Annotated in this window: 16 protein-coding genes; 14 read left to right on the forward strand and 2 right to left on the reverse strand. The window is 40.9% G+C overall.

Going from position 1 to position 18522, the window contains the following annotated elements:
* Positions 1-9 precede the first annotated feature (9 nt).
* From nuoG to AC5YD2_RS00725, 11 genes are all read left to right on the forward strand, one after another.
* Positions 10-2694 carry an NADH-quinone oxidoreductase subunit NuoG gene (gene nuoG / locus AC5YD2_RS00675; protein ID WP_496124471.1) on the forward strand — a complete coding sequence of 895 codons (2685 nt, stop codon included), beginning with the start codon at positions 10-12 and terminating at the stop codon, positions 2692-2694.
* 3 nt (positions 2695-2697) lie between these two features.
* Complete coding sequence (gene nuoH / locus AC5YD2_RS00680; protein ID WP_496124472.1) at positions 2698-3714, forward strand: NADH-quinone oxidoreductase subunit NuoH; 1017 nt, start codon at positions 2698-2700, stop codon at positions 3712-3714.
* 18 nt (positions 3715-3732) lie between these two features.
* Complete coding sequence (gene nuoI, locus AC5YD2_RS00685; RefSeq protein WP_496124473.1) at positions 3733-4275, forward strand: NADH-quinone oxidoreductase subunit NuoI; 543 nt, start codon at positions 3733-3735, stop codon at positions 4273-4275.
* A complete protein-coding gene (gene nuoJ, locus AC5YD2_RS00690; RefSeq protein WP_496124600.1) occupies positions 4275-4802 on the forward strand; it encodes an NADH-quinone oxidoreductase subunit J in 528 nt (175 codons plus the stop codon). Before nuoI ends, nuoJ begins: the two co-directional genes overlap by 1 nt.
* Positions 4795-5103, forward strand: a complete 309-nt coding sequence (gene nuoK, locus AC5YD2_RS00695) for an NADH-quinone oxidoreductase subunit NuoK (RefSeq protein WP_496124474.1) — start codon at positions 4795-4797, stop codon at positions 5101-5103. Before nuoJ ends, nuoK begins: the two co-directional genes overlap by 8 nt.
* Positions 5100-6995: an NADH-quinone oxidoreductase subunit L gene (nuoL, locus tag AC5YD2_RS00700; RefSeq protein WP_496124475.1), complete on the forward strand. Its 1896-nt coding sequence runs from the start codon at positions 5100-5102 to the stop codon at positions 6993-6995. Before nuoK ends, nuoL begins: the two co-directional genes overlap by 4 nt.
* Positions 6996-7002: 7 nt before the next feature.
* Complete coding sequence (gene nuoM / locus AC5YD2_RS00705; RefSeq protein ID WP_496124601.1) at positions 7003-8610, forward strand: NADH-quinone oxidoreductase subunit M; 1608 nt, start codon at positions 7003-7005, stop codon at positions 8608-8610.
* 3 nt (positions 8611-8613) lie between these two features.
* Positions 8614-10170, forward strand: coding sequence for an NADH-quinone oxidoreductase subunit NuoN (nuoN, locus tag AC5YD2_RS00710; protein WP_496124476.1), 1557 nt, complete (start codon positions 8614-8616; stop codon positions 10168-10170).
* Positions 10171-10303: 133 nt separating this feature from the next.
* Positions 10304-10939 carry a uracil phosphoribosyltransferase gene (gene upp / locus AC5YD2_RS00715; RefSeq protein ID WP_496124477.1) on the forward strand — a complete coding sequence of 212 codons (636 nt, stop codon included), beginning with the start codon at positions 10304-10306 and terminating at the stop codon, positions 10937-10939.
* Between the two features lie 82 nt (positions 10940-11021).
* The gene (locus AC5YD2_RS00720) at positions 11022-11318 is read left to right on the forward strand and encodes a cold shock domain-containing protein (protein ID WP_496124478.1); all 297 of its coding nucleotides are present in this window, start codon (positions 11022-11024) and stop codon (positions 11316-11318) included.
* A 391-nt stretch (positions 11319-11709) separates the two neighbouring features.
* Positions 11710-13233, forward strand: a complete 1524-nt coding sequence (locus AC5YD2_RS00725; RefSeq protein WP_496124479.1) for a hypothetical protein — start codon at positions 11710-11712, stop codon at positions 13231-13233.
* A 92-nt stretch (positions 13234-13325) separates the two neighbouring features.
* Here AC5YD2_RS00725 and gigC read toward each other — a convergent pair whose 3' ends face one another.
* Entirely contained in the window at positions 13326-14204 is an 879-nt protein-coding gene (gene gigC, locus AC5YD2_RS00730) for a LysR family transcriptional regulator GigC (protein ID WP_496124480.1), read from the reverse strand.
* 370 nt (positions 14205-14574) lie between these two features.
* Here gigC and AC5YD2_RS00735 point away from each other — a divergent pair, with 370 nt between their 5' ends.
* Positions 14575-15336 (forward strand): ferredoxin--NADP reductase, encoded by a 762-nt coding sequence (locus tag AC5YD2_RS00735; protein WP_496124481.1) that lies wholly within the window; start codon positions 14575-14577, stop codon positions 15334-15336.
* 220 nt (positions 15337-15556) lie between these two features.
* Here the strand turns inward: AC5YD2_RS00735 and AC5YD2_RS00740 are convergent, their stop codons facing one another.
* Positions 15557-15979: a hypothetical protein gene (locus AC5YD2_RS00740; protein ID WP_496124482.1), complete on the reverse strand. Its 423-nt coding sequence runs from the start codon at positions 15977-15979 to the stop codon at positions 15557-15559.
* 166 nt (positions 15980-16145) lie between these two features.
* On the opposite strand from AC5YD2_RS00740, the gene AC5YD2_RS00745 reads away from it, so the two are divergent.
* Both AC5YD2_RS00745 and AC5YD2_RS00750 read left to right on the forward strand, forming a co-directional pair.
* Positions 16146-16436, forward strand: a complete 291-nt coding sequence (locus tag AC5YD2_RS00745; RefSeq protein WP_496124483.1) for a hypothetical protein — start codon at positions 16146-16148, stop codon at positions 16434-16436.
* Between the two features lie 319 nt (positions 16437-16755).
* Entirely contained in the window at positions 16756-18516 is a 1761-nt protein-coding gene (locus tag AC5YD2_RS00750; protein WP_496124484.1) for a mechanosensitive ion channel, read from the forward strand.
* Positions 18517-18522 lie beyond the last annotated feature (6 nt).

An 18522-nucleotide genomic window follows, 5' to 3' on the forward strand; every position in this document is an offset into this window, starting at 1 on the left:
AATTCGACTATGGCTACAATTCATGTCGATGGTAAATCGTATGAAGTCGACGGCTCAGAAAACTTGCTACAAGCGTGTTTGAGTCTCGGCATTGACATCCCATACTTTTGTTGGCATCCATCCTTAGGTTCTGTTGGTTCTTGCCGTCAATGTGCTGTTACTCAATATGCGAACCCTGAAGATACTCGCGGTCGCTTAGTAATGTCATGTATGACGCCTGCGTCTGACAATACCTATATTTCGATTGAAGACAAAGAAGCAAAAGATTTTCGTGCGTCTATTGTTGAGTTCTTGATGACCAATCACCCACACGACTGTCCAGTCTGTGAAGAGGGTGGTCACTGTCATTTACAAGATATGACGGTGATGACTCAGCATGATCGTCGTCGCTACCGTTTCACAAAGCGTACGCATTACAACCAAGAGCTAGGCTCATTCATTTCTCACGAAATGAACCGTTGTATCGCATGCTACCGTTGTGTTCGTTACTACAAAGACTATGCCGGTGGTACAGACTTTGGCGTGTATGCCAATGCATCACGTGTTTACTTTGGTCGTCCAGAATCAGGCACATTAGAGTCTGAATTCTCGGGTAACTTGACTGAAGTATGCCCAACAGGTGTATTTACTGATAAAACGCATTCAGAGCGTTATAACCGTAAATGGGATATGCAGTATGCGCCAAGCGTATGCCAAGGCTGTTCTTCAGGTTGTAACATCTCTCCGGGTGAGCGTTATGGCGAATTACGTCGTGTAGAAAACCGTTTCAACGGTGAAGTGAACCAATACTTCCTATGTGATAAAGGTCGTTTCGGAACAGGTTATGTGAACCGTGCAGATCGCCCACGTCAACCGCAGTTCCGTTCAGGTACGAATGTTGAAACCGTGTCTGTAGATAAAGCTCTAGATACAGTGATTGCAAATATCCAAGGCAAAAAAGTATTGGGTATTGGTTCGCCACGTGCATCGCTTGAATCTAACTTTGCGTTACGTGAATTGGTAGGACAAGCAAACTTCTCTACTGGTCTTTCTCAAAAAGAACAGAACTTGGTGGAACTTGCTGCATCCATCATGCAAACCGAAGGTGTATACAACCCAGGTATGCGTGAAATCGAAAGCTATGACGCGGTACTGATCTTAGGTGAAGATTTAACGCAAACTGCACCTCGTATGGCTTTATCTGTTCGCCAAGCTGCGAAGAATAAAGCTAAAGAAATGGCGGCAGAGAAGCGTACTCAAGAGTGGTTAGCTGAACCTGTTCAACGTATTGCACAAGATGCTAAATCTCCAATTTATATCTTGGCTGCAACGCAAACACGTCTAGCTGATGTGGCAACGGGTGAAGTGGTTGCTTCTCCAAACGACATCGCACGTTTAGGTTTTGCTGTTGCTGCGGGTGTGAAAGGTGAAGCAATTCTTGGTTTAGATGATGATGCAAAAGCATTTGCTCAAACCATTGCTGATACCTTGAAAGCGGCTAAAAAACCATTGATCATCTCGGGTACAAGCTTACAAGATCCTGCGATCATGGAAGCTGCAGCTCAAGTTGCTCAAAACCTTGGCGCTAACGCAGGTTTGACATTGACGGTTCCTGAAGTGAACTCAATGGGTATGGCAATTTTGGGTGGTCTAAGCTTAGAGCAAGCATTTGCTCAAGACTACGACACGGTTGTGATTGTTGAAAATGACCTTTACCGTCGTTTACCAGCGAAACAAATTGATGCTGCGTTGGCTAAGGCTAAAGACATCATCGTACTTGACCATTCAGAAACTGAAACTGTGAAAAAGGCGAATATCGTTCTTTCGGCTGCTTCATTTGCTGAAGGTGATGGTACGGTGGTTTCTCAAGAAGGTCGTGCTCAACGTTTCTACCAAGTGTATGACGCAAGCTACTACAAACCTGAATATGCAATTAAAGAATCATGGCGTTGGATTCATGCCATTGAAACTGGCGTAAAAGGTCAAGCGATCTCTTGGACTGTACTTGATGATGTGATCGAATCTGTTGCGAAAAATGTCCCTGCTTTAGCAGCGATTCAAGATGTCGCTCCAGATGCTGGCTTCCGTGTACATGGTCTTAAAGTTGCGCGTGAACCACGTCGTTACTCTGGTCGTACATCTATGCGTGCGCCATTGTCGATTCATGAGCCGAAACAACCGAGCGATCAAGATTCTGCATTAACATTTTCTATGGAAGGTTATGTCGGTAATCAAACACCTTCACCACTTGTACCATTTGCATGGTCAGCGGGTTGGAACTCTCCACAAGCTTGGAACAAATTCCAAGACAAAGTGGGTGGTTCATTGAAAGGTGGTGATTCAGGTATCCGTTTATTTGATCGTTTAACTAAACGTCCGGCACGTACATTCGTTGCGCCTGCACCTGTACTCATCAATGCTGAAAGCTTCCGTTTAGTGCCAATGCATCACATCTTCGGTTCGGGTGAATTCACAGTGAAAACTCCTGCAATGGAATCACGTATTCCTGAAGCGGTATTTGCAGTGGGTGAGCAAGATGCAACTCGTTTGAATTTGAAAGATGGTCAAAAAATCACTGTGAAAGCAGGTGAGACTTCAATCGTACTTCCAGTTCAAGTGATTGAATATTTACCAACAGGTTATATTGGCTACCCAATTGGTCTAGCACCAACGGTATCGTTAGCAGAGCCTGTATCAGTAGCGGTAGGAGCATAATTCATGGAACAAGAATTAATCCGTCAAACGCCGCTTTGGGCTGAGAACTGGCCAATTGCCTACTCAGTCGTTCAAGCGATTGTGATCTTACTGGTTGTGGTATTGATCGCTGCGTTGATGTCGTTCATTGAGCGTCGTTTACTGGGCTTATGGCAGGACCGTTACGGTCCTAACCGTGTCGGTCCAGGTGGTATGTTCCAGATCGTTGCCGACATGCTTAAAATCATGTTCAAAGAAGACTGGACACCAAAGTTTGCTGACAAATTGACTTTCCGTTTAGCGCCAGCAGTTGCGATGGCAACTGCAGTGCTATCGTTCATGGTTATTCCTGTTTCACCTTATTTAGGTGTTGCAGACATGAGCATTGGTCTGTTGTTCTTTATGGCAATGGCAGGTATCGCTGTTTACGCAGTTCTATTTGGTGGTTGGTCTTCTAACAACAAATATGCATTGCTGGGTGGTTTACGTTCTGCAGCTCAAACCATTTCGTATGAAGTGTTCTTGGGTATTTCACTCATGGGTGTGGTTGCGATTGCAGGCTCATTCAACATGCGTGAAATTGTAGAAGCGCAAAAAGATGTTTGGTTTGTGATTCCTCAATTCTTAGGTTTCTTAATCTTCGTGGTTGCGGGTGTTGCGGTAACGCATCGTCATCCATTTGACCAACCAGAAGCAGAACAAGAATTGGCTGAAGGTTACCATGTTGAATATGGTGGTATGAAGTGGGGGATGTTCTTCGTTGCGGAATACGTCAACGTGGTACTGATCTCTGCTTTGATCGTGACTTTATTCTTTGGTGGTTGGTTAGCGCCTTTCAACTTAGACATTCCGTTCCTTCCACCAGCGTTCTGGTTCATTATTAAAACCGCATTCTTTGTGATGATGTTTGTCTTGGCTCGTGGTTCGCTTATGCGTCCTCGTTATGACCAAGTGATGAACTTCGGTTGGAAGATTTGTTTGCCTTTAGCGTTGGTCAACTTGTTGGTGACTGGTGCTGTGATTCTGATGAATCAGGCCTAGGACAGCAGGGAGTACAAAATGTATAAAATTCTAGCTGGATTTGGGACGATCGTTCGTTCGCTGTTCATGGTGTTTAGCCATGCAACACGTAAACGTGACACCATTTTATATCCAGAAGTTAAAGCTGAAGACATCGTACCACCGCGTTTCCGTGGTCGTATCGTGTTAACACGTGACCCAGATGGCGAAGAGCGCTGTGTGGCGTGTAACCTTTGTGCTGTTGCATGTCCTGTTGGCTGTATCTCATTACAAAAAGCTGAAAAAGAAGATGGTCGTTGGTATCCGGAATTTTTCCGTATCAACTTCTCTCGCTGTATTTTCTGCGGTATGTGTGAAGAAGCATGTCCTACGACTGCAATTCAAATGACACCTGATTTCGAATTGGGCGAATACGTTCGTCAAGATTTGGTGTATGAGAAAGAAAACTTACTCATCTCAGGTCCAGGTAAATACCCTGACTACAACTTCTACCGTGTAACGGGTATGGCTGTAACAGGTAAAGATAAAGGTCAAGCACAACGCGAAAGCGCGCCAGTTGATGTACGGAGTCTATTACCATGATGTGGCCATTTTATTTGATGGCACTTGTGGCCATCGTTTCCACGATTCGTGTTGTGACCAACGCGAATCCTGTACATGCATTATTAAGTTTGATCGTGTCGTTACTTGCTGTAGCAGGGATGTTCATGATCGTGGGCGCGCCATTTGCGGGTGCGCTTGAGATCATCGTCTATGCAGGCGCGATCATGGTTCTTTTCGTATTCGTGGTGATGATGCTTAACTTAGGTCAACACACGGTTGAACAAGAACGTAAATGGATGACTTCATCTGCTTGGGCATATCCAGCGTTGATGAGTTTCCTGATGGGCTTAACGCTGATTTGGACATTTACTTCTGATTTCAACACCGTGACTGCACCATTGATGGGTACAGAAATGGTTGGACCGAAAGAAGTCGGTATTGCACTGTTTACGAAGTACTTATTATTGGTTGAAATTGCTGCGATGTTATTGCTTGCTGCCTTGGTAGCGGCATTCCATTTGGGCAAACGTGAACCAAGTGCAGAAGAGGAAAAGAATAATGGGTAATATCCCTTTAGAACATGGTTTGATTGTTGCGACCATTCTTTTTGCACTCGGTTTTTACGGTGTGATGGTTCGTCGTAACCTTTTATTTGTGTTAATGAGTCTCGAAGTGATGATGAATGCAGCAGCGCTTGCATTCGTTATGGCGGGCAGTGCTTGGGTGCAACCAGATGGACAAATCATGTTCATTCTGATCCTAACGCTTGCTGCGGCTGAGGCTTGTATCGGACTTGCAATCGTCCTTCAGTTCTACCATCGCTTCCATCATTTGGATGTAGATGCTGCTAGTGAGATGCGCGGATGAGTTTATTAGCATTAACGATATTATTCCCGCTCATTGGTTTTGTCCTTTTAGCGGCAGGGCGTAACAAGCTTCCTGAATCTGTTGCAGCCATCATTGGTGTAGGTTCTGTTGGTCTTTCTGCATTATTTGCTCTAATTGCAGGTATGCAGTTTATCAATAGCGGTCAACAAGCTGAAGTTCATCATCTTTGGACGTGGTTCAATGTTGCAGGTTTCGCACCTGGCATTAGCTTACACCTTGATGGTTTATCGCTCTTGATGCTCGGTATGGTCACAGGCGTTGGTTTCCTGATTCATATCTTTGCTTCATGGTACATGCGTGGTGAAGAAGATTTCGCACGTTTCTTCTCTTACTTCAACTTGTTCGTTGCGAGCATGTTGCTTCTCGTACTTGGCGATAACTTAGCGTTATTGTTCCTCGGTTGGGAAGGTGTAGGTCTGTGTTCTTACTTGCTGATTGGTTACTACTACCAAAACCCATCCAATGGTGTTGCAGCAATCAAGGCATTTACCGTAACACGTATTGGTGACGTGTTCTTATTGATCGCTTTGTTCTTAATCTTCCAACAGTTTGGAACTTTGAATATTGCTGAAATCGTAGCAAATGCGCCAACGGTTATGACACAAAGTTCATCACTCACCATTTGGACTGCTTTAATGTTGTTCTTGGGTGCTGCAGGTAAATCTGCTCAAATCCCATTACAAACATGGTTAGCAGATGCGATGGCAGGTCCTACACCTGTATCCGCATTGATCCACGCAGCAACCATGGTGACAGCAGGTGTTTACCTGTGCTGCCGTATGTTCTCTGTGATGGAAATGGCGCCAGAAGTGATGATCTTCATCTCAATCACGGGTGCGGTGACATTGCTTGTTGCTGGTTTTGCAGCATTGGTTCAGACAGACATCAAACGTATTCTTGCTTACTCTACTATGAGTCAGTTGGGTTATATGTTCATGGCAGTGGGTGCAGAAGCATACCAAGCAGGTCTGTTCCACATGTTGACTCACGCATTCTTTAAAGCGTTATTGTTCCTTTCTTCTGGTGCAGTCATTCTTGCGTTCCATCACGAACAAAATATTTTCAAAATGGGTGGCTTGTTCTACAAGAACAAATTCCTATTTGCATGTTTTGCCATTGGTGGCGGTGCGTTGGCGGCGATTCCATTCTTAACGATTGGTTACTTCTCAAAAGATGCGATTCTTGCAGCAGTATGGACACAACAGCATTTAGCGGGTGAGTCAATCTTCAATATCTTGTATTGGGTTGGTGTTGTGGGTGCATTCTTAACGTCTATTTATACGTTCCGTTTAATCTGGATCGTATTCTTTGGTAAAGAAAACACGCCTTATCACGAAATCAAAGGTGCAACCTATTGGGCGCCTTTAGCGATTCTTGCTGTACTTTCTACAGGCTTGGCAATTGTGCTGAAAGCACCTGTAATGAGTATTCTTAATGCTGCTCAAATTCCTGCATTTGAAATTCCTGAAGCTTTAGAAGCAGGTGCGCATGGCGCTGAGTATGTTGCAATTGCTATCGCATTGACTGGTTTGGTTGTAGGTGTCGTGTTATTTGCATTTGCATATAAAGCAGTTCAATCATTTGCAAACACTTGCTTAGGTGCTGGACTGGTGAATATTTGCCGTAATGCACTTGGTTTCGATGCGTTGTATGACCTCGTATTCGTTAAGCCTTATTTACTTATCGCGAAGATTTTAGGTCGTGATCCAATTGACGGTTTGTGGTTAATGCTTCCTGCTATTGTGAAAGGTGGTCATAGCTTCACAAGCTCACGTCAAACAGGTTCATTGCGTGAATACGCATCAAGCATGGCATTCGGTATCGTTGTCATTTTGATGATCTTGGTCGTGACTCAGGTCGTGGGGAAATAAGATGGAAATCACAAACAACTGGTTTTTACCCGCGCTGATCTTAGTACCGTTCATTGCTGGTTTTGTATGTTGGTTGGTCGACAAGTTCGACGAACATTTGCCGCGCTATATTGCGATGGCAGGTATGCTTGTTACTTTAGTGATCTGTATTGCACTTTGGCAGTCAGGTACGTATAGCTATGAAGTTGGTGGCGCTGCTCCAACATGGTCTGCTGAATTCATGGTGCCATGGATTCAAACCCTTGGTATTAACATCCACTTAGCTGTGGATGGTTTATCTTTACTCATGGTTGGCTTAACTGCACTCCTTGGTGTGTTAGCAGTGGGCTGTTCATGGGGCGAGATTCAAAAGAATGTTGGTTTCTTCCACTTAAACCTTTTATGGTCTTTGGGTGGTGTGATCGGTGTATTCTTAGCGATTGATATGTTCCTCTTCTTCTTCTTCTGGGAGATGATGTTGGTGCCAATCTACTTCTTGATCGCGCTTTGGGGTCATAAAGGAGCAGATGGTAAATCGCGCGTTTATGCTGCAACTAAATTCTTCATCTACACACAAGTTGCTGGTTTGATCATGCTTGTGGGTATTCTAGGTCTGGTGATCTATGGATACATGATGACGCAAACGATTAGCTTCGGTTATGGTCATTTAATGGCTGTAGCAAATGCACTGGATACTCAAGCACCCGCAATTGCTTATGCATTCATGATCTGTTTATTCATCGGTTTTGCCGTAAAACTTCCAGTTTTCCCATTGCACGGTTGGTTACCAGATGCGCATGCTCAAGCGCCTACAGCAGGTTCTGTAGACTTAGCAGGTATCTTGATTAAAACAGCGGCATACGGTTTATTACGTTTTGTGATTCCGTTCTTCCCCGCTGCGTCTGCACAGTTTGCAGATATCGCAATCATTCTTGGTTTGATCGGTATTTTCTACGGTGCATGGTGTGCTTTCCAACAAACAGATATGAAACGTCTGCTTGCGTACACTTCAATTTCACACATGGGCTTTGTATTACTTGCAATTTATGCAGGTAACGTTCTGACGTTCCAAGGCTTAATGATCATGATGTTGGCACATGGCTTGTCATCTGCTGCATTGTTCATTATGTGTGGTCAAGTGTATGAGCGTTTACATACGCGTGATTTACGTTTGATGGGTGGTATTCGTGGTCAATTCCAATACTTACCATTCTTCTTAATGTTCTTCGTCGCTGCACTTGTGGGTATTCCAGGTTTAGGTAACTTTATCGGTGAATTCCTGATCTTGATGGGTGCGTTTGCCAAGTTCCCAACGTTCACAATCATTGCTGCGGTCAGCTTAGTATTCGCTGGTTTGTATGGTTTGATCCTGATTCACAAAGCATTGTTTGGTACGCCAAATGAAGAGCAAAAGCAGCACTACACGAGCCCATTGAAAGATTTAAATGCGCGAGAGTTAGTGATTCTGTCGATCTGTGCTTTAGGTCTACTGTGGCTCGGTCTTTACCCACAAACCTTCCTTGATATTTCAAACTCAAGTATGGCGTGGTTAGCGAACAGCTATATTCCAGTACAAGAAGCAGTTGAAGTTGTTCAACAAACAACAACTCAATTTGAAAATGTGGAGATCCAATAAGTCATGAACTTCACACTCTCTTTTTCTGAGCTAATGCCATTGGCTCCAGTGATGATTGTTGCTTTGACAGCAATCGTCGTGATGATCCTTACAGCGATCAAACGTAATCACAATCTGATTGCGACTGTTTCTGTGATTGGTCTGAATTTAGCACTGGCAAACATTTTATTAACCATGTTTGGTGGTGAAGTTGTTCCTAAAAATGTGATGGGTCTGTTTATTGTAGATCCATTCTCATTGCTTTATCAGTTGGTGATTATTGTTGCAGCACTTGCTTGCTGTACTTTATCGCATGCTTATATTGACTCGTATAAAGACAATCGTGAAGAACTGTATATCTTAATGTTGATCTCGATTTCGGGCGCAATGTTAATGGTATCAAGCGCTCACTTTGCATCGTTCTTCATCAGCTTAGAGTTGATGTCGATTCCTGTATATGGTCTGTTGGCTTATACACATCAACGTGCGAAGTCTTTAGAAGCGGGTATTAAGTATCTTGTGCTTTCAGCAACCGCTTCGGCGATGTTGTTGATGGGTATGGCTTACGTTTACGCAATGTTGGGTTCACTGTCATTTGCTGGTCAAGTCGATGATATGTTCTGGACATTAACGCAAACTCAAGATCCACAATTGATGATGGCGCTTCAAGCGTATCTTCCACAATTGGGTGAGAAATTCACGTCTGTATTCGGCATCTTGGGTCTTGGTTTAATCGTTGCCGCAGTTGCATTTAAATTGTCTCTTGCGCCATTCCATAAATGGACACCAGACGTTTATGCAGGTGCGCCTGCGCCAATCGCAACGTTCTTAGCAACTGTTGCAAAAGTGGCGATGATTGGTTTGTTTATTCGTTACTTATTGTCTTCTGGCGTGATTGGCGTTGAAGCAATCAAGACGATCATCATCGTGATTGCAGTGATGTCGATTCTTGTAGGTAACTTACTTGCGGTTAAACAAGTCAACCTTAAGCGCATCTTGGCTTACTCTTCAATTGCGCATTTCGGTTACTTAATGCTCGGTCTGATTAGTGCATCATTCTTGAGCTTAACGTCTGTAAACGTATATGTGGTGACTTATGTATTAACAACGATCGGTGCTTTTGGTGCTGTCGCGTTAATGTCGAGTCCGTACAACAATGCCAATGAAGCAGAAACACTTGCCGACTATCGTGGTTTGTTCTGGCGTCGTCCAGTGCTAACGGCTACCTTAACAGTGATGATGTTGTCTTTAGCGGGTATTCCGTTAACAGCGGGCTTCATTGGTAAGTTCATGCTTGTGATGACGGTTGTGTCTGAGCAACATTGGTTCTTTGCTGCAATGATCATTATCGGTTCAGGTATTGGTTTGTACTACTACCTCCGTGTGATGATTGTGATGTATATGACAGCACCAGAAACACCACGTATTGATGCTGATAAACATTGGGGTCAGAAAGTGGGTGGCATCATGGTGTTGCTTGCAGCATTGGCAGTATTGGTGATTGGTGTTTATCCAGATCCGATTATTGCTTTGGCGAACCAAGCACAACTGGTAGCTCCATTACACATTGTTCTTCAATAAAATTGTGTAATCATCTAAAAAACCTATAGCGGTTAACAAAAAAAGCCCTCATTGATTGAGGGCTTTTCTTATTTCTTATATAAAAAACATTTATAATAGTGGAAATTTACTTTTATGTTTTAGGTGTTCTCCCGTGCCCATTCAAGAAATCCGTCATCCGCTCATTCGTCATAAATTAGGTTTATTACGTCGTGCAGATATCAGCACCAAGAACTTCCGTGAACTTGCTCAAGAAGTAACCATGCTTTTGACGTATGAAGCAACAAAGGACTTACCCGTGGTTGACCATGAAATTGCGGGTTGGAATGGTAAAGTCACTGTTGACCGTATCGCGGGCAAGAAAATTACTGTCGTACCGATTCTACGCGCTGGTATTGGGATGCTCGATGGATTCTTAAACCTAATCCCAAGTGCTAAAGTTTCTGTATTGGGTCTTGAACGTGATGAAGAAACACTTGAAGCGCGTACTTACTACAAAAAGTTAGTACCTGACGTTCAAAACCGTTTAGCCATGATCATTGATCCAATGCTTGCAACGGGTTCTTCATTGGTTGCTGCGATTGATGTATTGAAAGCAAGTGGCTGTAAAGATATCCGTGTCATGGTTTTGGTTGCTGCACCTGAAGGAATTAAACGTGTAGAAGCAGCTCACCCAGATGTTATTATCTTTACTGCATCGGTTGACCAAGGTCTAAATGAAAATGGTTATATTGTTCCCGGCTTAGGCGATGCGGGTGATAAAATTTTCGGTTCTGTGCAAAAAGACTGAATTTAAAATCAGTAAAAAAGGGGCTTGGTGCCTCTTTTTTTATATACTAAGATCAATGTGTTTATAGAGTAGGGTTAAGTTCATGAAATTAGAATTTAAATTTGGGAAAGTGATTAAATTCAATCCAGAGAAAGGGTTTGGATTTATTTCGATGGCGGGTGAAGATATATTTTTCCATATTTCAGACTTTCCAGATGCACTTGAAACTGAACCGAAAAAAAATGAAAAAGTGAAATTTGTCCTTGAAGAAAATGGTGACAAATTAAAGGCAGCACGTATTGAGCGTGTAGACCCGAATCCTGCTAAGACCAAGCAGAAAAAGATTTTGGCGCATAATGAGTCGATTGCGACCAGTTTATTGTCGAGTTTTAGAAAATAATAGCTTGTCTTTTGACCAAATTTTGAATGTTAATGTTCAATTCGTTAAATGTTGAAGTTATATGTGAAGGGGGGATTCCCCCTTTTTTGAATCCATTTTCAGGATAATCAATCGATTTTATAAATTTAATCATCATAAAACAATGTTTTGCAGGTTTTTTGGATCACTTTTAGGGAAACATGATGAACAAAAATTATATATACCTTAATACCTAATGTTTATATTAAATAGATCAAATTTTTAAACCTAAATCACTTACCTATATACATAAAGGCTAAAAATTGAGTAATATAGCAAAGAGGCTACATGTCTCATTTTTGTTAATTTTCATACAAATAATGTTAAAAGAACATAACAAATTTTTTGATTGTTAAGGCTTTGGGGACAGTCTATGTTTTATAAGGGAATACTTAAATCTTATGATACTACCGAGCAGGTGGGAATCATTCATTTATTAGATAAAGATATAGACGTTCATTTTTCAGTGAAAGATTTTCCAAATTCAACTTTAGAACCACAAATTGGTGAGCGTGTAAAATGCTTGGTTGAAGAGAAAGATGCTCAAAATATTGCCAAATTTATTGTCCGTTTAGATTACAAAAACGCCAGAACTGAAAAACCTCGAAATAACATTTTTTATAGTGAAGAGGAAGATTTAGAGGTATTAAAAAAAGAACAGCAAGAAAAAGAAGCTACTTTAAACGAAAATGATGCAGATGAAAAAAAACATCCTACTACGCTAGCACTTTTAGAAAACAATCAGAAACTTAAAAACGGTATAAAACTGAATATCAAAAAGGATGATGTTAATCTAAACCCATTAAATATGGTGAATACTCTAAACGCTGTAAATAAAGAGGATTCAGAGGAGCAGTCTTATCAACCTCACAAACAACAAATTCAATCAAACAATTTAACTAGTTCGAATATTCTTTTAAATCATAAAGAAAGCATTCGGGAGCAAAATACTCAAGTTACAAGGGATGTTCATCCTGAGTTTGCGTCCGAAAATCTATCTGATTTGATGGAAAAATCTGAAAATAATGAACAAGCTAAACCATATATTCCAAGTGATTCAATTGTTCAGATAAATAGTAGTACATTTGTTTCGAATGAAAATTCAGATTTACCGGAATTCATAGAAGATTCTAATTCAGTACAACAAGATTCTCTAGATCATTTTGATATAAGTGCCGATCAAACTCAAAAGGTGGTAAACACGCCTGTTTTGCTTCTGAAATCTGAAGATGAAATTAAAATACCTCAAACAGCAAAGTTGTCTACATTGACCGAGCCTGTAGATGTAGATATTAAAGGAACCTTAGATTTATCACATCCAACTGAAATAAAACCGATCTTCCATGAAAAGCCAACAGCGTCATTAATTACACCATCAAATGACTCGGCTCATTTAAGCCATGCCAAGACGATTGTTCCATTGTCAAGTGATCCTTTTGAGCAGCTTCAACAAGAACTAGGATCAAGACATACGACATCAATTCCTGAATACAACCGGAGTATGGGGGCTGATCGTCAGCAAAGTACAGCCAGCCATTCAGTTGAGTCAAATTCTAAGGATCTTACTCAACAACAGGATGAGAATAAATTACAAAAGGTCAAGACTCAGCTTTCCTATAACACGCATAAAATCAAACCCAATAGGAAAATGGAACTCAATTTTAATCCATGGATTTTACTCGGGCTAATTTCCTTAATTTTATTGGCTGGATTCGGTTATCTAGGTTTTGAAAAGTATCAACTACATAAGCAAGAGCAAGAAGCCAAAGCTCGTTATTATTTACTGGAACAGCAAAAGGCAATTGAAGATCAACGTAAGAAAATGGCGAAACTTTCTGATAAGCCGATTATCCCAGAGCATCGTCGCAAAGAGTTACTTGGTGAAAATGCTCAATAATTTTGCCGCTTGATAGCAAATTTGCATCATGAAAAAAGCCCCATCATTGGGGCCTTTATCATTTTAAACGTCTATTTTTGAGAAAATGCTTGTTATTCATCGCAGAATTTCATAAAGGATTTTAATCCCGGGCCTTGATACTTTTGACGATGAACGAGCATAAATAATGGGCGTGTTAATTGCCAGAATGGTGTATCTAAAATCACCAATTGTCGTTTTTCAATCAAGGGTTGGATCGCAAGTTTAGAGATACACGACACACCTAAACCACCCGCGACAATTTTTAAAATTGCTTCATTGTGCCCAAGTGTTAAACGGATATTGGCATTGGGTAGATCTTTTAAAATTGCATTATCAAACACTTCACGTGTACCAGAACCTTCCTCACGAAGGATCCATTCCGCATCAACAAAATCTTTCAGGGTAATTGGATGGTCAAGCTGAGCCAAAGGATGGTTTGGAGAACAACATACGGCTAACTCATCATCTCGCCAGTGAATAGATTGTAATTGAGGCAAGTGACATGAACCTTCAATCAGGGCTAAATCCAGTTGGAATTGATTAACCGCTTCAATCATTTGACGAGTATTACCGACCTGTAACTGCAAATGAGCTTGAGGTTGCTCTTGAAGAAAATTGGCCATCAAATCAGGCATGAGGTAGTCACTAATCGTCAGTGTTGCGCCAATACGCAAATCAATGCTTTGAAGTTCACCTTTTGCTGCTTGTTCAAAGGCTTCACAACGACCTAAAATTTCAAGTGCTTGTGGAAGTAAGAAACGACCAAGATCATTCAGTTGTAAACGTTTTCCCAAACGATCAAACAGCGGAGCACCTAAACCATCTTCAAGATCAGCCAAAGCCATACTTGCAGCACTTTGAGTTAGTCGAACTGCATCACTTGCTTTGGTCACGGTACCTTCTTGAGCAACGGCTACAAAAACAGCCAGTTGGCGTAATGTCATGCGCATGGGTGAAGCCTTAATGTGAATATATAAATAAGAGTTGGTGATGAAAATATTTCATATCGAGAACATTGTGAATGGCTGAGTCATGACCAATTATTTGAAATGAGATCATTGGCACATTCATGGACTTACTCAATAGGTATAGACCATGGATATACACCAAAATCGCGAGTTCACAATGATGGTGATAGAACATTGCTAGTATAAGACATTTGATCGTTTAAAGTTGAGCTTAAATTCGAAGCATCCACAACTCAATATCTAAAACTTTGATCAACATTTTATTGGGCTTGTATAGTATGGCGATATGAAATTTCAATCACCGCTAGTGTCATGCTAACATGAGCACAGTCTGTCGTGCCACGTTGAAATTATGTCAATTGAAAAATTTACTCTAGAAAAAGTTTTATCTGTTCACCGTTGGACCGATACATTGTTTAGTTTTACCATGACACGACCTGCGCACTTTAAATTCACGGCAGGGCAGTTCGCTCGAATTGGTTTAAAAGTCGGTGATGATTTGGTTGTTCGTGCATATTCCGTCGTGTCTTCGCCTTTCGATGAAACGCTAGAATTTTTTTCGATCGTTGTGCCAGATGGTGCTTTTACTTCAAATTTGCAACATCTCCAAGTAGGTGATGAACTGTATTTAGAAAAAATTCCCTATGGTTTTTTGACACTGACACGTTATCAACTGCCTTTGCCTCAAGACCTATGGTTACTTGCCACAGGGACGGGTTTAGCTCCCTTTATTTCGATGTTGCAAGATTTTGATACATGGGCCAAATATCAAAATATACATTTGGTCTATAGTGTGCGTACAGCATCTGAGTTGGCTTATGTAGAACGTATTCAAGAGATTGCTGTGACCTTTGGTGAAGGGCACACAGGATTTAAGTTCATCCCAATTATTACTCGAGATCCACATGCAACCTTGCATGATCGATTGCCAGTATTGATTGAAAATGGTGAACTCGAAAAATATGCAGGTTTAAACTTTAATGTGGAAACATCGCACATTATGCTTTGCGGAAACCCTGAAATGGTTGAAGACACCAAAGAAGCTTTGAAAGCACGTGGTTTGATCATGAATCGTCGTGGTGAAGGAAATATTGCCGTAGAAAATTATTGGTAATTGCAGGTAGATAATTTTCAGCTAGATACTTTTCAGCTAGATAATTTCAGGTAGATACTGTTATAGACAGACGGCCATGTTTGAATACTGATCTTCTAGGATTAAGGTTTTTTAGACCCCATACATGAGTAAATCATTCGATCTATAAATAATTAAAAACCTCCTTTCAAGGAGGTTTTTTATGTGCATTTAATCAATGTGCATTTAATCAATGCAAATCTCAATGAACGAACATATCCATAAATTGACGAATTTCTTGGATTGCTGTTTCTACATCACTGGTGAGCCAAGTCGGTTCAAATAATCCAGCATAATGCTCCAAACGATCATGTGGTACAACTAATCGGATTGGGCAATCTTCTTCCAATAAACGCCATGGGATAATAGGAACTTCATTGTCTAAAAATGCAATAATATTACGAATATCAATAATCATCGCATTGACGCATTCAGGAAATGGCATCACAGAAAACTCTTCAGTTTTGCGACGGAAATATTCGAGGTCACCCCATTTCAAAATGTAGCTTGGCTTATTGAATTCAATAATTCCAATCAAATGCTCATCACGCGTCTTATGTAAATAACATTGATGAGTGACATCTGTGTCTAAGTCTAAAGAGACACTTTGCCTGCGATAGGTCATATATTAACAACAGCGAAAAGTAAGGGAGCATATTATAGCCCATTTTTCTTTTTATCTCAGGACTATTCTGTCTGTACCAATTCCTACGCTTTACTCACACAATGCAACACAAATACTTGATAGTATAAAAAAACATCAAATAATATCGTTTTAAAGGGGAATCAATATGCCACATGATTTTAATAAAGAACCGCATAAAACGAATGAACTTGAAAAAGCTGAAAAGAAAAGAATTCCGATATTTATCTTAATCATTATTGGGATTTTCTTGGCAGCCCTTATTTTCTATATGCTTGCTGATCGAGAACCAAAGCCTGGTCAAGTCCCAGCGGATACAAGTGTCCCTGCTGTACAACAAAATCAAGATACGACTGCAACTGCCACAGATTCTTCAGTTGTGAATACGACCAATGCTGTTGCTGAAGATACTGCAACAGCCACAGCAACTGATCAATAGGATGATATTTTAATTATCCTTGAAAGCCTCAGAGATCTTCTGGGGCTTTTTTTATGAAGTTGGTGAAACGAAATATCCTGAAATGATTTAGAGCGATGTGTATCGAATTGTAGCTATTTTGCAGTTCTATATTGTTTAAAAAGTAGACAATTATGTATGGTGAAGATTGCATGGATGTGCGAAATACAATTGAAATAAAACGATTAGAAATAATGTAAATGCATATACCACAAGAAACTGAACATTAACTCAAGGCTTCAACAACCAGAACTTTCCAAAAACTAGGAATGCCTAGAACAAACAGAAGAGGATTGAAGATATGAATGATTTTATAAATGGTTCATCGAAAGGTGGATTCAATGGCATGTACTATTGGGAACAATTCCATCCTATTCTAGCTGCAGTTGCGATCCTAATTGTCGGGTGGATTATTGCCCTTATTATTGCAAGGGGGATCAAGAAGGTATTATCAAAATTAAATACCAATCAAAAACTATCGACTGCCACAGGACATCGCTCAAATATTGAAAATATTTTATCGAGAGTTGTGTTTTGGGTGGTGATGATTATCGCTGTGATTGGGGCATTGAATGTGCTCAATCTCAATAGTGTTAGTGGTCCATTTAGTAATATGGTTCAACAATTCCTACTGTTTATACCCCAGTTATTGGCTGCCCTTGCGGTAGGCTTTATTGGCTGGATTGTGGCGAATTTGGTGAGAGTTGGTTTAACCAAGTTGCTGAATAAAACCCAGTTAGATGAAAAACTTAGTCAAGATGTTGGGGTAAACTCTTTTAGCCAAAACATCAGTGAAATTATTTATTGGCTCATCTTGTTGCTGTTTTTACCAATCGTCTTATCGATTTTAGGTTTGAATGGTTTGTTGTATCCAATTCAAAACATGGTCAACGAAGCAATAGTATTTCTGCCTAATATCTTTATGGCGGGTATTATCATTTTTGTGGGCTACATTTTGGCAAAAATTGTTCGTGGTATTACAGAAGGGCTATTAGGCAGTCTGCATGTGCAACAACAGGCTGAAAAAATCGGACTATTTAAGAATTCAAATCTTCCTAAAGTACTCGGCTCATTTGTCTTTGCGATCATTGTCATTACTTCATTGATCATCGCCTTTGAAGCATTAGGCGTAGAAGCGATTTCTCAACCAGCGACAGCGATGCTGTATGAGATTATGAATGCGATTCCGCATATCATTGCAGCAGGTTTAATTTTAATCCTATCTTATGTAGTGGCACGATTTGTTGCTAATTTGGTGGTAGAAGTGGTTTCTGGAACTGGGGTGGATGAGATTCCAGCCAAATTAGATGTACAGCGATTCCTTGGTACAACGAAAGTGTCTTGTGTTGTGGGTTATCTGATCGTGTTCTTCACCATGTTATTTGCAGTATCAGAAGCTGCGAATCGCTTGGGCTTTGAACAAGTCAGTAATTTAATCGCCATGTTTATTTACTTTGGTGCCAATATTCTACTGGGTGCTGTAATCCTTGTGATCGGATTTTGGTTGGCCAATATTGTTGCCAATGTGGTGCAACGTGGTGAAAATAATAGTGCACGATGGTTAGGTAATTTGGTTCGTGTGTTGATTATGGGCTTAGTTGTTGCCATGGGTTTACGTGCCATGGGCATAGCAGATTCAATTGTGAATTTGGCATTTGGTTTAACACTCGGAGCTGTCGCGGTTGCATTTGCACTTGCATTCGGTTTGGGCGGTCGTCAGCCTGCAGAGCGATTACTGAGTGATTTAATTGACAAAGCAAAAAATGATGCAGATAAACCAAATCCTTTACATACATCTCAAAGTGGTACTAAAACAGCATCGAAAGCAGACTGGGATTCAGGTTCATCTTCTCATTCATCTTCGACTAGTCCTCAAGTACCTGTTGCACCATTAGAAGAACAAATGGATGCTACAACCGTTTCTGAAGAATATAAAAAGGCGGATATTCCACCGACGCAACTGGATGTTGATCCTACAAATAAGCCTTTAAATAATCCTTTTGGATCTACAGGTGAGCCAGAAGCTGATGTTGATACTCAACCTAAAGATGACCCGAAATAAGCTTTA

It is taken from the genome of Acinetobacter sp. CY73 (genome assembly GCF_059515865.1).

Bases quoted from the DNA above. Each gene is read 5' to 3' on its own strand.
- AC5YD2_RS00720 (WP_496124478.1), top strand. From the start codon at position 11,022: ATGAAATTAGAATTTAAATTTGGGAAAGTGATTAAATTCAATCCAGAG.
- nuoI (WP_496124473.1), top strand. From the start codon at position 3,733: ATGTATAAAATTCTAGCTGGATTTGGGACGATCGTTCGTTCGCTGTTC.
- nuoN (WP_496124476.1), top strand. From the start codon at position 8,614: ATGAACTTCACACTCTCTTTTTCTGAGCTAATGCCATTGGCTCCAGTG.
- nuoG (WP_496124471.1), top strand. From the start codon at position 10: ATGGCTACAATTCATGTCGATGGTAAATCGTATGAAGTCGACGGCTCA.
- AC5YD2_RS00750 (WP_496124484.1), top strand. From the start codon at position 16,756: ATGAATGATTTTATAAATGGTTCATCGAAAGGTGGATTCAATGGCATG.
- AC5YD2_RS00735 (WP_496124481.1), top strand. From the start codon at position 14,575: ATGTCAATTGAAAAATTTACTCTAGAAAAAGTTTTATCTGTTCACCGT.
- nuoL (WP_496124475.1), top strand. From the start codon at position 5,100: ATGAGTTTATTAGCATTAACGATATTATTCCCGCTCATTGGTTTTGTC.
- gigC (WP_496124480.1), bottom strand. From the start codon at position 14,204: ATGCGCATGACATTACGCCAACTGGCTGTTTTTGTAGCCGTTGCTCAA.
- AC5YD2_RS00725 (WP_496124479.1), top strand. From the start codon at position 11,710: ATGTTTTATAAGGGAATACTTAAATCTTATGATACTACCGAGCAGGTG.
- AC5YD2_RS00740 (WP_496124482.1), bottom strand. From the start codon at position 15,979: ATGACCTATCGCAGGCAAAGTGTCTCTTTAGACTTAGACACAGATGTC.
- nuoK (WP_496124474.1), top strand. From the start codon at position 4,795: ATGGGTAATATCCCTTTAGAACATGGTTTGATTGTTGCGACCATTCTT.
- nuoH (WP_496124472.1), top strand. From the start codon at position 2,698: ATGGAACAAGAATTAATCCGTCAAACGCCGCTTTGGGCTGAGAACTGG.
- nuoJ (WP_496124600.1), top strand. From the start codon at position 4,275: ATGTGGCCATTTTATTTGATGGCACTTGTGGCCATCGTTTCCACGATT.
- AC5YD2_RS00745 (WP_496124483.1), top strand. From the start codon at position 16,146: ATGCCACATGATTTTAATAAAGAACCGCATAAAACGAATGAACTTGAA.